The organism is Pseudomonas sp. CIP-10, assembly GCF_020911845.1.
GTDB lineage: Bacteria > Pseudomonadota > Gammaproteobacteria > Pseudomonadales > Pseudomonadaceae > Aquipseudomonas > Aquipseudomonas alloputida.
The window spans coordinates 5,112,473-5,125,239 of sequence record NZ_CP087160.1 but is presented as its reverse complement, the minus strand read 5'-3'; the positions used below and the strand labels follow the sequence as shown (position 1 = coordinate 5,125,239).

The 12,767-nt window shown below is 59.2% G+C and carries 13 protein-coding genes; 8 read left to right on the top strand and 5 right to left on the bottom strand.

The window, feature by feature from the left end; all coding sequences use genetic code 11:
• Nucleotides 1-122 precede the first annotated feature (122 nt).
• Entirely contained in the window at nt 123-1,289 is a 1,167-nt protein-coding gene (locus tag LMH93_RS23150) for an SIR2 family protein (RefSeq protein WP_230064627.1), read from the top strand.
• Nucleotides 1,286-3,139 carry an ATP-binding protein gene (locus tag LMH93_RS23145; RefSeq protein WP_230064626.1) on the top strand — a complete coding sequence of 618 codons (1,854 nt, stop codon included), beginning with the start codon at nt 1,286-1,288 and terminating at the stop codon, nt 3,137-3,139. Before LMH93_RS23150 ends, LMH93_RS23145 begins: the two co-directional genes overlap by 4 nt.
• A 333-nt stretch (nt 3,140-3,472) precedes the next feature.
• Here the strand turns inward: LMH93_RS23145 and LMH93_RS23140 are convergent, their stop codons facing one another.
• Nucleotides 3,473-4,423, bottom strand: a complete 951-nt coding sequence (locus LMH93_RS23140) for a LysR family transcriptional regulator (protein ID WP_230064624.1) — start codon at nt 4,421-4,423, stop codon at nt 3,473-3,475.
• Between the two features lie 132 nt (nt 4,424-4,555).
• On the opposite strand from LMH93_RS23140, the gene LMH93_RS23135 reads away from it, so the two are divergent.
• The gene (locus tag LMH93_RS23135; RefSeq protein ID WP_003251574.1) at nt 4,556-6,082 is read left to right on the top strand and encodes a CoA-acylating methylmalonate-semialdehyde dehydrogenase; all 1,527 of its coding nucleotides are present in this window, start codon (nt 4,556-4,558) and stop codon (nt 6,080-6,082) included.
• Nucleotides 6,083-6,092: 10 nt separating this feature from the next.
• Nucleotides 6,093-6,980: a 3-hydroxyisobutyrate dehydrogenase gene (mmsB, locus tag LMH93_RS23130; protein WP_003251576.1), complete on the top strand. Its 888-nt coding sequence runs from the start codon at nt 6,093-6,095 to the stop codon at nt 6,978-6,980.
• 191 nt (nt 6,981-7,171) lie between these two features.
• Here the strand turns inward: mmsB and LMH93_RS23125 are convergent, their stop codons facing one another.
• Nucleotides 7,172-7,516, bottom strand: a complete 345-nt coding sequence (locus LMH93_RS23125; RefSeq protein ID WP_003251579.1) for a cupin domain-containing protein — start codon at nt 7,514-7,516, stop codon at nt 7,172-7,174.
• Nucleotides 7,517-7,612: 96 nt separating this feature from the next.
• Complete coding sequence (dmeF, locus tag LMH93_RS23120) at nt 7,613-8,572, bottom strand: CDF family Co(II)/Ni(II) efflux transporter DmeF (RefSeq protein WP_230064622.1); 960 nt, start codon at nt 8,570-8,572, stop codon at nt 7,613-7,615.
• Nucleotides 8,573-8,642: 70 nt separating this feature from the next.
• On the opposite strand from dmeF, the gene LMH93_RS23115 reads away from it, so the two are divergent.
• Nucleotides 8,643-8,918, top strand: coding sequence for a metal/formaldehyde-sensitive transcriptional repressor (locus LMH93_RS23115; protein WP_003251584.1), 276 nt, complete (start codon nt 8,643-8,645; stop codon nt 8,916-8,918).
• A gap of 106 nt (nt 8,919-9,024) precedes the next feature.
• Here LMH93_RS23115 and LMH93_RS23110 read toward each other — a convergent pair whose 3' ends face one another.
• Nucleotides 9,025-9,906 carry a LysR substrate-binding domain-containing protein gene (locus LMH93_RS23110; RefSeq protein ID WP_004575987.1) on the bottom strand — a complete coding sequence of 294 codons (882 nt, stop codon included), beginning with the start codon at nt 9,904-9,906 and terminating at the stop codon, nt 9,025-9,027.
• Between the two features lie 77 nt (nt 9,907-9,983).
• Here LMH93_RS23110 and LMH93_RS23105 point away from each other — a divergent pair, with 77 nt between their 5' ends.
• Nucleotides 9,984-10,748 carry a sulfite exporter TauE/SafE family protein gene (locus tag LMH93_RS23105; protein WP_003251587.1) on the top strand — a complete coding sequence of 255 codons (765 nt, stop codon included), beginning with the start codon at nt 9,984-9,986 and terminating at the stop codon, nt 10,746-10,748.
• Here the strand turns inward: LMH93_RS23105 and LMH93_RS23100 are convergent.
• The gene (locus tag LMH93_RS23100) at nt 10,738-11,052 is read right to left on the bottom strand and encodes a putative quinol monooxygenase (protein WP_003251589.1); all 315 of its coding nucleotides are present in this window, start codon (nt 11,050-11,052) and stop codon (nt 10,738-10,740) included. The two genes, LMH93_RS23105 and LMH93_RS23100, sit on opposite strands and share 11 nt — an antisense overlap.
• A gap of 163 nt (nt 11,053-11,215) precedes the next feature.
• Here LMH93_RS23100 and LMH93_RS23095 point away from each other — a divergent pair, with 163 nt between their 5' ends.
• Nucleotides 11,216-11,806: an NAD(P)H-dependent oxidoreductase gene (locus LMH93_RS23095; RefSeq protein ID WP_003251592.1), complete on the top strand. Its 591-nt coding sequence runs from the start codon at nt 11,216-11,218 to the stop codon at nt 11,804-11,806.
• Between the two features lie 30 nt (nt 11,807-11,836).
• A complete protein-coding gene (locus tag LMH93_RS23090; protein ID WP_003251593.1) occupies nt 11,837-12,733 on the top strand; it encodes a LysR family transcriptional regulator in 897 nt (298 codons plus the stop codon).
• Nucleotides 12,734-12,767: the final 34 nt, after the last annotated feature.

Sequence of the window (12,767 nt, the reverse complement as noted above, 5' to 3'; positions counted from 1 at the left end):
AAAATCCAAATGGGCGGCTATCCGTGCCACTCAGCCGCAGTGTGTGGGCCTGAACCTCTTGATGGACGACAGGATTTCGTGGCAAATAGCCATACCGGACCGGATCCGCTATGGAAAGGCTTATGAACGCTAACGATTGGCTGGAACAGCTTGACCGACACTTAGCCTCACCTTGTCTTACTTGGCTCCTAGGAGCAGGTATAAGTTTTGGGGCAAAGATTCCGTTGATGTATCCCCTCACCGATAGGGTCAAAGCTTTGGCTCAAGGAACGGAGCACTTGGCGCTCCTTACTGCGCTTTTCAATGAGATTCCGGAAGGCGCCCATATTGAGCATATCTTGAGCCACCTGGGCGACTATGGTGCACTAGCATCGCGTTCTCGATCAAAAACCGTATCAATCGATAATACGGTTTTCAGCCTTGAGCAAATGAATAATGCTCACAAAGCGATTTTAAAATGGATTGCAGAAACCATCCGCTGGGGTTATGTGCCTGCTCGGGATGAGAACGTTGAGCAAGTAGGAAACGCTGCTAAGCCGCTGGTCCAAATAGGTGACCATAAGGACTTTGTCGATGCACTATTCAAAACATCGCAAGCGGGTCTACATGATCGTAGGCGGGCGGTTAAACTTTTCACTACAAACTATGATACGTTGCTTGAAGATGCCCTTGCTCTTGCCAGTGTCTCATACTGGGATGGTTTTTCAGGAGGGGCCGTAGCATTTCGGACTCACCGCTTCGGAGACGAAGAACCTACCAAGTCCATTAGAGCATGCGTTGTGAAACTTCATGGTTCTATCGATTGGCACTTGGGGGATGACGGAAAGGTTTGGCGAGTTCGTGATATCGATACGTATCCAAATCGAAATGGACTGATCCTGATACATCCACAGGCAACAAAATACGCAGCCACCCAGCGGGATCCATTTGCGGCGCAGTTTGATTTATTAAGGAAGTCGTTGTCTAATCGCGAAGACAATGTTCTCGCAATTTGTGGATATAGCTTTGGTGATGATCACATCAACGACGAAATAGAAATATGTATGGGGCGAGCCGATAGCCGAACCACTTTATTGGCATTTGTGCGTGAGGTTGATGGACTTCCTGAGTGTTTAATTAAGTGGAGGGGGAAACCTTGGGCTTCTCGTCTTTATATTCTCACCCAGAATGGGCTTTATGTTGGTAGCCGTGACGCTGTTCATGCGCCTGCTGAGAACGCTGAAAGAGCCTGGTGGACATTTGCAGGCGTGACAAAGATGCTTCGTGATGGATCGGAGAGTTTCCTATGACAGCGCCATTCGAAGCAGTGCCAGACCTCAAAGTAGGTACGATAGTAGAGGTGTCAGGCTCAATAGTTAAAGTTGAGTTGTCTGGAGATGTCTCTGAATTGACAAGAAGTTTCGGGGGGCGGGTATACCCAATCGGGCAGATTGGAAGCATTGTGAAAGTTCATTTCGGTCGACGCTTGGTGTTTGGCTTTGTGACATTGCTTCGAATGAAATCTGAAGAGTTGGCCGATATGGCATTGCCGTCTATACCGATTGACGCTGACCAGCGTGTTATGGAAATCCAGCTATTTGCGGAAGGCGCGTGGAGCTCTGGGCAAAGTCGGCTTAAATTTGCACGCGGGGTGTCCACCTATCCTCTACCCCGGCAGAGTGTCTATCTCCTAACACGCGACGAGGCGGCGATACTTTACCAGTCTGCTGAAGGGCAACGGCCTGAAGGGGTTGACTCGCTTGTTGCGTTCGCGACGTATGTAGGTGCCGATGCTGCCGTCTGCCGCGCGAACGTAGATAAAATGTTCTCTCTGCATTGTGCTGTTTTGGGTTCAACCGGCTCTGGGAAGTCAGGCGCTGTGGCAGCGTTACTTCATAGCATTTTGGATCACTCCCCAGGTGTCGGGTCTATGTTTACGCCACGCATAGTCATGATTGATCCGCATGGTGAATATGGTAAGGCGTTTTCCCAGCGAGCAAGAGTGTTCAGAGCTTATGATCCTATCGGAACAGATGACACTCCGGGCACTCCTATCAGATTGCCTTACTGGTTGATGTCAGCAGAGGAGTTTAGGCTTTTAGTTATTGGGAAGACCGAGTACGAAGCAACTTCCCAAAATAATATAATTTATAAGGCTCTTACTCATGCACGAATGGCGGCCGCTGGGCTCGTAGAGGCGGCTCCTACGGGGTATGGTTGGGCAATTCCTCAAGATGGATTGGATATTGATGCACCACGACCGAAACAGGGTGTGAACGCTTCTCAGATTATAGAGTTTGATAGAGATAAACCTCGTCCATTTCTTTTAAGTGAGCTGCTTAATCATATTCTTTATCTGCAAGCTGCGCGGGCAACCAAAGCTCAGGTAACTGAAAGGGTAACAGAAACTGATTTCGGCAAAGGTTTTAAATCAATCATTGACAAGCTTGGTGTACTTTGTCGCGATCCCCGAATTGATTTTTTGATGAGGGAATGGGATCCAGAGGAAAAGCTCGAAACTATCATTGCTCAGTTTGTAGGGAAGTTTGCGGGCGAGGAAGATGAAAAGCGGGATCTCCGCATAATCGACATTTCAGGACTACCCAATGAAGTGGCTGGTCCTCTCGCCGCTGTGATTGCGCGCTTGCTTTTTCAGTACAAGCTATATCAGACGGTAGACGAGCGCCGCAGAGATCCTGTTCTCTTGGTCTGCGAAGAAGCTCATAGATATGTTCCTGATCGCGGTGAAGCAGAATATGCAGCCGCTCAAATGGCAATCCGTCGCATAGCCAGAGAAGGGCGAAAATATGGCATCGGTTTAATGCTGGTAAGTCAGAGACCCGCAGATATAGAAAGTACAGTTATATCTCAATGTGGTACATGGCTCGTTCTCCGGCTCAGTAACGCTGCTGATCAGGCGCATGTCGCTCGGTTCCTCCCTGATGGCTTGGCTGGGATGATTAAGGCACTTCCAACTCTGGCTCAGCAAGAAGGGCTATTTGTCGGCGAAGGCGCTGCGCTGCCCGCGAGGGTTCGGATTAAAAATCTGCCTGAGGAAAGGTTGCCAAGGTCTGAAAGCGTAAGTTTTGCCAAGGGTTGGGCTGAACAGCGTCTGTCTGATGATGAGTTGGCGGCCATCGCTGGTCGCATGAGCACCTGACGTAGCCTCTCTCGACGCCTCCAAAAGTCAGTACGTAAGAGGCTTCTAACGGGACCACATAGACCCTCATAGATGTTCTTTGATACCTCCGGTGCTTTACGCTACCAAAGGGTCTATGTGCCCAAGGTTTTACCGGCCCATGGCAGAGCACGTTGATAGTTCTGCCTACGGTCGCAGCAGACTGATTTCTAATAAATCGCGCATGCCATTAGCTTTCGGAGTGCATTTTTCGCCTTGGCTTCAGTGTCACAAGTGCTGTTACAACCCCTGTCACAAGTCGTTGCTTTGGCACCCTTGCTCTGGGTAGGATGAATCACCCTTACTCCTTGTCGATCATTCCTGCGCAAAGCGCATTTCGCGGGTTTCACCCATCAGCAAAGGCGCATTGGCCTCGGTCACCCTACGGATGTAATCCCACAACAGGGTAATCCGTTTCAACTTGCGCAAATCCTCCCGGCAATACATCCAGAACTGCCGCGTCACCTCGATCTCCTCCGGCAACACCGTGACCAATCGCGGGTCCTGCGCGGCGAGGAAGCACGGCAATATTGCCAGCCCACGCCCCTGCAGCGCTGCCGTGTACTGCGCGATCACGCTGGTACTGCGCAAATGTGCGCTGGCGTTGGGGATCAGGTTGGCCAGGTACAGCAGCTCGGAGCTGAACGCCAGGTCATCCACGTAACTGATGAAGGGGTGTTTGGCCAGGTCCGTCACCTGGCGGATCGGCGCGTGGCTGTCCAGGTAGCCCTGGGTGGCATACAGCCGCAGGCGGTAGTCGCACAGCTTGCAGCACACATAAGGCCCGTGCTCGGGCCGCTCCAGCGCGATGACGATGTCCGCCTCACGCTTGGACAGGCTGATGAAGTGCGGCAGCGGCAGGATGTCCACCGAAATCGCCGGGTAGGCGTCGACGAAGTGGCTTAGCTGCGGCGTGATGAAAAAGCTGCCAAAGCCCTCCGTGCAGCCCATGCGCACATGGCCCGACAACGCCACCCCCGACCCGGACACCTGCTCGCAAGCCATGTGCAGCGTGCTCTCGATCGATTCGGCATAGCCCAGCAGGCGCTGGCCCTCGGCGGTCAGCACAAAGCCGTTGGTGCGCGACTTTTCGAACAGCAAGGTGCCCAGCGCACCCTCCAGCGAGCTGATGCGTCGCGACACGGTGGTGTAGTCCACGCTCAGCCGTTTGGCGGCACTGCTGGCCTTGCGGGTGCGAGCCACTTCGAGGAAGAACTTCAAATCGTCCCAGTTGAGCGCGCTCAGGGATGTGAGGTCTTTTTGCATGATGATCCGGTTTTTTTGTGCATTCTTGTTGGATGTTTGCACATCTATACTCGAAACAAGCCTCAGGACGCCACCCCGCGTTTGCCCGGCGCTGGCGATCTCGTCCCGACAACAATTCCAAGGAGAACGCAGATGAACGCACCGCAATCCCCTAACAGCACCAAGGTCGAGCAGGTCAAGCTGCTGATCGACGGCCAGTGGGTCGAGTCCAAAACCACCGAATGGCGTGACATCGTCAACCCGGCCACCCAAGAGGTGCTGGCGCGCGTACCGTTCGCCACCGTCGAGGAAGTCGATGCAGCCGTGGCCGCTGCTCACCGCGCTTTCCAGACGTGGCGTAACACCCCGATCGGCGCGCGCATGCGCATCATGCTCAAGCTGCAGGCGCTGATCCGCGAACACACCAAACGCATTGCCCAGGTGCTCAGCGCCGAGCAGGGCAAAACCCTGGCCGACGCTGAAGGCGATATCTTCCGCGGCCTGGAAGTGGTCGAGCACGCGGCGTCCATTGGCACCCTGCAGATGGGCGAATTTGCCGAGAACGTCGCCGGCGGTGTCGATACCTACACCCTGCGCCAGCCGATCGGCGTATGCGCTGGCATCACCCCGTTCAACTTCCCGGCAATGATCCCGCTGTGGATGTTCCCTATGGCCATTGTCTGCGGCAACACGTTCGTGCTCAAACCGTCCGAGCAGGACCCGCTGTCGACCATGCTACTGGTCGAGCTGGCGCTGGAAGCCGGCGTACCGGCCGGTGTGCTGAACGTGGTGCACGGCGGTAAGCAGGTGGTGGATGCCATTTGCACCCACCAGGACATCAAGGCGATTTCCTTCGTGGGCTCGACTGAAGTCGGCACGCACGTTTACAACCTTGGCAGCCAGCATGGCAAGCGTGTGCAGTCAATGATGGGCGCCAAGAACCACGCGGTGGTGTTGCCTGATGCCAACCGCACACAAACCATCAATGCGCTGGTGGGTGCTGCCTTCGGCGCGGCGGGCCAGCGCTGCATGGCGACCTCGGTGGCGGTGTTGGTGGGCAAGGCCCGCGAATGGTTGCCGGATATCAAGGAGGCTGCCAGCAAGCTCAAGGTCAATGCTGGCTGTGAGCCGGGCACCGACGTTGGCCCGGTGGTATCCAAGCGTGCCAAGGAACGTGTGCTGGGCTTGATCGAAAGCGGTATCAAGGAAGGCGCCAAGCTGGAACTTGACGGCCGTGACGTCAAGGTGCCGGGCTACGAGCAAGGCAACTTCGTCGGCCCAACCCTGTTCTCGGGCGTGAAGACCGACATGCAGGTGTATACCCAGGAAATCTTCGGCCCGGTGCTGGTGACCCTGGAAGTCGATACGCTCGACGAGGCCATCGCCCTGGTCAACGCCAACCCGTTCGGCAACGGCACCGGCCTGTTCACCCAGAGCGGCGCTGCGGCCCGCAAGTTCCAGAGCGAAATCGATATTGGCCAGGTCGGCATCAACATCCCGATCCCGGTACCCGTACCGTTCTTCAGCTTCACCGGCTCGCGGGGTTCCAAACTCGGTGACCTCGGGCCGTACGGCAAGCAAGTGGTGCAGTTCTACACTCAGACCAAGACCGTCACGGCTCGCTGGTTCGATGACGACAGCGTCAACGACGGTGTGAACACCACCATTAGCCTGCGCTAAGGAGTACGTCATGCGTATCGCATTCATCGGCCTGGGCAACATGGGCGCGCCCATGGCCCGCAACCTGATCAAGGCCGGACATCAGCTGAACCTGTTCGACCTGAACAAGGCCGTGCTGGCCGAGCTGGCAGAACTGGGCGGGCAGATCAGCCCCTCGCCCAAGGACGCGGCGGCCAACAGCGAGCTGGTGATCACCATGCTGCCGGCCGCAGCCCATGTGCGCAGCGTGTACTTGAGCGAGGACGGCGTACTGGCCGGCATTCGCCCTGGCACGCCGACCGTTGACTGCAGCACCATCGACCCGCAGACCGCACGTGATGTGTCCAAGGCCGCAGCGGCAAAGGGTGTGGACATGGGGGATGCGCCGGTTTCCGGTGGTACTGGCGGTGCGGCGGCCGGCACCCTGACGTTCATGGTCGGCGCCAGTACCGAGTTGTTCGCCAGCCTCAAGCCGGTACTGGAGCAGATGGGCCGCAACATCGTGCACTGCGGGGAAGTCGGTACCGGCCAGATCGCCAAGATCTGCAATAACCTGCTGCTCGGCATTTCGATGATCGGCGTGTCCGAGGCCATGGCCCTGGGTAACGCGTTGGGTATCGATACCAAGGTGCTGGCCGGCATCATCAACAGTTCGACCGGGCGTTGCTGGAGTTCGGACACCTACAACCCGTGGCCGGGCGTCATCGAAACCGCACCGGCATCGCGTGGCTACACCGGTGGCTTTGGCGCCGAACTCATGCTCAAGGACCTCGGTCTGGCTACCGAAGCGGCACGCCAGGCACACCAACCGGTGATTCTCGGTGCCGTGGCCCAGCAGTTGTACCAGGCCATGAGCCTGCGAGGCGAGGGTGGCAAGGACTTCTCGGCCATCGTCGAGGGTTATCGCAAGAAGGATTGATGCAAGAGGTGGACTTCATCGCGGGCCAGGTGGCCTTCCCTCTGTAACTGCGCACCAGAGGGAAGGGCGTCTGCTCCGCGATTTTTTTGTCCACGCTTACAGGTAGTGCGCGGCCGTTGTAGGCGCGGGTTCACCCGCGAATGCTGCAGAAGCCTCACCGCCGCATTCGCAGCTAAACCCGCGCCTGCAGGTCAGGCGAAGACGAAATACTTACGTACAGTCTCGACCACTTCCCACGTACCTTTCATGCCCGGTTCGATCACGAACACATCACCCGCCTTCAGGTGCTTGGGCTCTTCGCCTTCCGGGGTGATGATGCAATAGCCATCGAGGAAGTGGCAGAACTCCCATTTATCGTAGTTGACCTCGAACTTGCCCGGGGTGCAGATCCAGGTGCCCATGATCTTGCTGCCGTCGGCCGACAGGTAGGCATTGAGGTTGACGGTGTGCGGATCGCCGCCGATGCGCTTCCACTTGGTGGCGTCCACGACCGGCGTCGGGCAGGTTTCGCGCAGGACGGTGATGAAATCGGACATGGCACAACTCCTGGTGACTGGCTGAATGACGGGTCACCATAGGCCCAACGGCCGCGCAGCAGTTGCCTGGGCTCGACGTCCAGGTGTCTGGTCGCGCTATGGCAGGCGGTTTACCTCGACAGTGATGTGCGCCAACTCTTCGTGCACGGCCAGGGCCTGGCGCACGCCGTCGGCATTCAGTGTGGCCTGGGTGGCCAGGCCAAGAATGCAGGCGTACTGGTCCCTGCCCACCCGCCAGACATGCAGGTCGGTGATACTGGCCGGCGCCGGCAATTGCGCGACCACTTCGCGGATTTCCGCCACAACCGGGGCGTCCATCTCGGCGTCCAGTAACACTCGCCCGGTATCGCGCAGCAGGCCACGGGCCCACAGCGCGACCAGCAGCGCACCGACGAGGCCCATCGCTGGGTCGAGCCAACTGGCGCCCCAGAACTTGCCGGCCAGCAAGGCAGCAATGGCCAGCACCGAAGTGGCGGCATCGGCCATCACATGCAGGTAGGCCGAGCGCAGGTTCAGGTCGTGGTGGTGGTGGTGGTGGTGGTGATGGTGATGGTGATGGTGATGGTGATGATCGTGGCTGTGAGGGTGATGGTCATGATGATGGTCATCGCGTAGCAGCCAGGCGCAGATGAGGTTGACGGCGAGGCCCGCCACGGCAATCAAGATCGCCTCGTCATAGTGGATCTGTCCCGGCACCAACAGCCGTTCCACCGACTGGAACGCCATCAGTCCGGCCACGCCCAGCAATAGCAATGCGCTGGAGTAGCCACCGAGAATTTCGATCTTCCAGGTGCCGAAGGCAAAGCGCCGGTCACCTGCATAGCGCCGAGCGGCAGCGTAGGCCAGCAAGGACAGGCCAAGTGCCAGGGCGTGGGAGCTCATGTGCCAGCCGTCGGCCAGCAGCGCCATGGAGTTGAAGTACCAGCCTCCGGCAACCTCCGCCACCATCATCACTGCGGTCAGCCAAACCGCCAGGCGGGTTTTGCGCTCAGCGCCCAGGTTGCTGGTGTGGAACTGGTGGCTGTGCTGCCAGCGGTCTGAGGTTTGTGTCGCCATGGTTTATCATGCTCCCGGAAGATCGAGAAAAATACTATACCCCAGTATACCTAGCATGGCGTGAAACCCAATGGCACATACCCTGAAGAGCAAGAAGCAGCTGTTGACCCGGGTGCGCAAGATCAAAGGCCAAGCCGCCGCCCTGGAGACGGCGCTGGAGCAGGACAAGGACTGCCTGGCGATCCTGCAGCAGATCGCTGCCGTGCGCGGCGCGGTGAACGGGCTGATGGCCGAGGTGATGGAAGGGCACATCCGCGATCACCTCGTGGCGGACGGCCTGAGTGCCGAGGAACGGCAGGACGAGGCAGACAAGGTGGCGGCGTTGCTACGTTCTTATCTGAAGTAGGAGGTCGCCGTACCCTTTCACGAATACCCCAGGGGGGTATCAATACCTTCACGGTCCGAGCGGTACGCGAACGAGTTTGTGAAAGCAGGCGTGCCAGCGAAGGCTGTCAGTGGATAAGGGCGGATACCAGTCCGGCGGCATAGCCTGGTAATGCCGCGAAATCCCGCGCGCACACCAGCAGCCGGCGGTTGGCCCATGGCTCCTGCAGCGCCACCCAGTGCAACGGCAGCATCCCTTGCCAGCGCTGCACTGCTGCCAGCGGCACCACCCCGATTCCGGCCCCGCCCGCGACCATGCGGATCACCCCATCAAACCCCTCTGCTCGTACCCGAACCTGCATGCGCTGCCCCTCGTGCAGCGCTTGCTCTTCCAGGTACAACCCCAGTGCACTGCCGGCCCCCAGGCCGACATAGCCATGGGCCAGGCTGTCGACGAAACTTGGCGCCAGCGCACTGGCCAGGGGGTGGCCCTGTGGCGCCACTAGCACCAGCGGGTCGTCTCGAAACGGCCGGGTCTGCAGGTGCTCGTTGGGGGCGGCTGTGGACACGATGCCCAGGTCGGCCATGCCTTGGGTAATTGCCTGCACGATGCGCAAACTTGGCAGCTCTTGCACATCCACGCTGACTCCAGGGTTTTCAGCCAGATAGCTGGCCAGCAGTTCGGGCAAGTATTCGGTCAGCGCTGCGGTGTTGCACAGCAGGCGCACTTGGCCTTGCTGCCCTTGCGCGTACAGGCCCAGGTCGAACTGCAGGCGTTCGACTTGCTGTGTTATCAGCCGTGCATGCTGCAAGAGTGCCTGGCCAGCCGGCGTTGGTTGGACGCCACGGCGGTTACGTTCCAGCAAGGGAATGCCCAGCGATGCTTCCATGGCGCGGATGCGCGCACTGGCTGCTGGCAGTGACAGATGGCTGCGGCTGGCGCCGGCGGTGATGTTGCCGCACTCCAGGGTGTGCTGGAACAGCTTGAGGTCGATCAGGTCGAAATGCATGTGGCTCTGTCCTGGCAAGAGGCTGGCTGAGTATATGGCAGATTCTCACGTCGCCCGGGGCACGGCATCATCGGCCCATGACTACCTTGCTCGCGTTTTACCAGAACATTGGCCCGGCACTGTCGTTGCTGGTTGTACTGACCTTTCTGCTGGCGGGCGCAGTGAAGGGGGTCATCGGCCTGGGCCTGCCCACCATTGCCATGGGCCTGTTGGGCCTGGCTATGCCACCTGCGCAGGCTGCCGCGTTGTTGATCGTGCCCTCGACACTCACCAACCTGTGGCAGCTGGCCAGCGGCGGGCATCTGCGAGGGTTGTTGGTCCGCCTGGGGCCAATGCTGGCATTGATCGTTGTCGGCACCTTGCTGGGTAGCGCCTGGCTGGGAATCAGCAGTGGCCCCTGGGCTGGGCACGCGTTGGGGGCCGCCTTGCTGGTCTACGCGTTGTATGGGGTGGTCGGCCCGGGCCTGCAGGTGGGCCCGGGACACGAGCGCTGGCTGGGACCGCTTTGCGGGCTGGTCACGGGTGTGGTCACGGCGTCGACCGGAGTGTTCGTGATGCCAGCGGTACCTTACCTGCAGAGCCTGGGCTTGAGCCGCGAGCAGTTGATCCAGGCCCTGGGCCTGTCGTTTACGGTGTCGACCCTGGCCTTGGCCCTAGGCCTGGCCGGGCAGGACGCCTTGGGGGGCCAGGCGTTGGGGGCGTCGCTGCTGATGCTGGCGCCGGCTTTGCTCGGCATGCTGGCGGGCCAGTGGCTGCGTCAGCGGATCAGCGCGCTGCTGTTCAAGCGTTGCTTTTTCATCGGGCTGGCCGCACTCGGCGTCCATCTGCTGATCAACGGCTAGCGGACGAAGCGCTGAGCATGTCGACCCTCTGGATATCGAAATCGCGCTCCAGGTAATCCATGCGTTTTTCGAAGAAGGCAGCCATGTGCGGGAGGGCCGAGTGCACGTCCAGCGCAGCTTTGTCGGCCCACACTTCGAAGAACACAAACAGGCTCGGGTCCTGCTGGTCGCGCAGCATGTGGTATTCGATGCAGCCGGGTTCCTGGCGGCTTGGCTCGACGTAGGGACGGAACAGGTTTTCGAACGCATCAGCCATTTCCGGGCGGGTCTTGGCTTTGAGGATAAAGGCGAACGGCTCACTCATGGGGCGCTACTCGGTGATGGGGGGTGACGCTATTCTACGGCAATAATGTATTGCTCATTCGTGACTTCTGGTCAATTGTATTTTGCCCCGTCACCGCTGTATCCCGCCCCCGCGAGCCTCTAACCTGCCGGCATCAATTTTTGACTCGGCCGTGGAGGCCAGCATGAAAAAGATCCTTCTGCTCAATGGTGGTAAACAGTTCGCTCACTCCGAAGGCCGTCTCAACGCGACCTTGCACGAAGCGGCCATCGCTCACCTGGACCGCGCCGGCTTCGATGTGCGCCAGACGTTCATCGATGGCGGGTACGATGCCCAGGAAGAGGTGGAGAAATTCCTCTGGGCCGATGTGGTGATCTATCAGATGCCCGGCTGGTGGATGGGCGCGCCGTGGACCGTCAAGAAGTACATCGACGACGTGTTCACTGCCGGCCACGGCAGCCTGTATGCCAATGATGGCCGTACCCGTTCGGACCACTCGCAGAAATACGGCAGCGGTGGTTTGGTGCACGGCAAGCAATACATGTTGTCGCTGACCTGGAACGCGCCGCAGCAGGCGTTCGATGACCCCAGCGATTTCTTTGAAGGCAAGGGGGTGGATGCCGTGTACTTCCCGTTCCACAAGGCCAACCAGTTCCTGGGTATGACCGGACTGCCGACCTTCCTGGCTGTGGATGTGATGAAGCGCCCGGATGTGCCGGCGGCACTGGCGGCCTACGAGGCGCATCTGGACAAGGTGTTCGGCAAGGCGATCTAATCCGGATTGATATCAGCCGCAGGCCTGAATGTGAAAACCCGATCCGAAGAACTCCAGGTATTCGTCGCCGTCATCGACTGCGGCTCGATTTCCGCTGCTGCCGAGCAGATGGGCCAGACCCCGTCTGCCGTCAGCCGCACCCTGTCGCGCCTGGAGGGCAAGCTGGGCACCACGCTGGTTAACCGCACCACCCGGCGCATGGACCTTACCGAAGAGGGGCGCTACTTTCTTGAGCGCTCGCGGCTGATCCTGCAGCAGATGGACGAGATGGAAGAGCGTCTGTCGATGAACCGCCAGACCCCGACCGGGCGATTGCGCATCAATGCCGCTGCGCCGTTCATGCTGCATGCCATCCTGCCGTGGATCGGCGAGTTCCGCCGCCAGTACCCGGGCATCGAACTGGAGCTCAACACCGACGACCTGATCATCGACCTGCTGGAGCAGAGCACTGATGTGGCGATCCGCATCGGAGAGCTGGCCGACTCCAGCCTGCACGCGCGCAGCCTGGGTTGTAGTCCGGTGCAGGTGCTGGCCAGTCCGGCCTACCTGGAGCAGCACGGCACGCCACGGCAGGTCGAGGAGCTGGCCAACCACTGTCTGCTCGGCTTCAGCCAACCGGAGTCGCTCAATCATTGGCCGCTACGTCACGCTCAGGGCGATCGCTGGAGCATCCGCCCGGCGTTGGTTGCTTCCAGCGGCGAAACCCTGCGCCAGCTGGCGTTGGCCGGGGAGGGCATCGTCAGCCTGTCGCACTTCATGACCCACGAAGATATCCGCACAGGGCGCCTACAGGTGCTGCTGAGCGAGGCCAACAATGGCTACCGTCAGCCGATCCACGCGGTGTATTACCGCAACACCCAGTTGGCACTGCGCATCCAGTGCTTCCTGGATTTCATCCAGCGCAAGCTGGCGATGTACGCCTGCTGAGTTGCCTGATCGCGACAAATCCTGTCCACAGGCG

Excerpts from the sequence above, each read along its gene's own strand:
- LMH93_RS23150 (WP_230064627.1), top strand. The coding sequence starts at position 123 with ATGAACGCTAACGATTGGCTGGAACAGCTTGACCGACACTTAGCCTCA.
- LMH93_RS23145 (WP_230064626.1), top strand. The coding sequence starts at position 1,286 with ATGACAGCGCCATTCGAAGCAGTGCCAGACCTCAAAGTAGGTACGATA.
- LMH93_RS23140 (WP_230064624.1), bottom strand. The coding sequence starts at position 4,423 with ATGCAAAAAGACCTCACATCCCTGAGCGCGCTCAACTGGGACGATTTG.
- LMH93_RS23135 (WP_003251574.1), top strand. The coding sequence starts at position 4,556 with ATGAACGCACCGCAATCCCCTAACAGCACCAAGGTCGAGCAGGTCAAG.
- mmsB (WP_003251576.1), top strand. The coding sequence starts at position 6,093 with ATGCGTATCGCATTCATCGGCCTGGGCAACATGGGCGCGCCCATGGCC.
- LMH93_RS23125 (WP_003251579.1), bottom strand. The coding sequence starts at position 7,516 with ATGTCCGATTTCATCACCGTCCTGCGCGAAACCTGCCCGACGCCGGTC.
- dmeF (WP_230064622.1), bottom strand. The coding sequence starts at position 8,572 with ATGGCGACACAAACCTCAGACCGCTGGCAGCACAGCCACCAGTTCCAC.
- LMH93_RS23115 (WP_003251584.1), top strand. The coding sequence starts at position 8,643 with ATGGCACATACCCTGAAGAGCAAGAAGCAGCTGTTGACCCGGGTGCGC.
- LMH93_RS23110 (WP_004575987.1), bottom strand. The coding sequence starts at position 9,906 with ATGCATTTCGACCTGATCGACCTCAAGCTGTTCCAGCACACCCTGGAG.
- LMH93_RS23105 (WP_003251587.1), top strand. The coding sequence starts at position 9,984 with ATGACTACCTTGCTCGCGTTTTACCAGAACATTGGCCCGGCACTGTCG.
- LMH93_RS23100 (WP_003251589.1), bottom strand. The coding sequence starts at position 11,052 with ATGAGTGAGCCGTTCGCCTTTATCCTCAAAGCCAAGACCCGCCCGGAA.
- LMH93_RS23095 (WP_003251592.1), top strand. The coding sequence starts at position 11,216 with ATGAAAAAGATCCTTCTGCTCAATGGTGGTAAACAGTTCGCTCACTCC.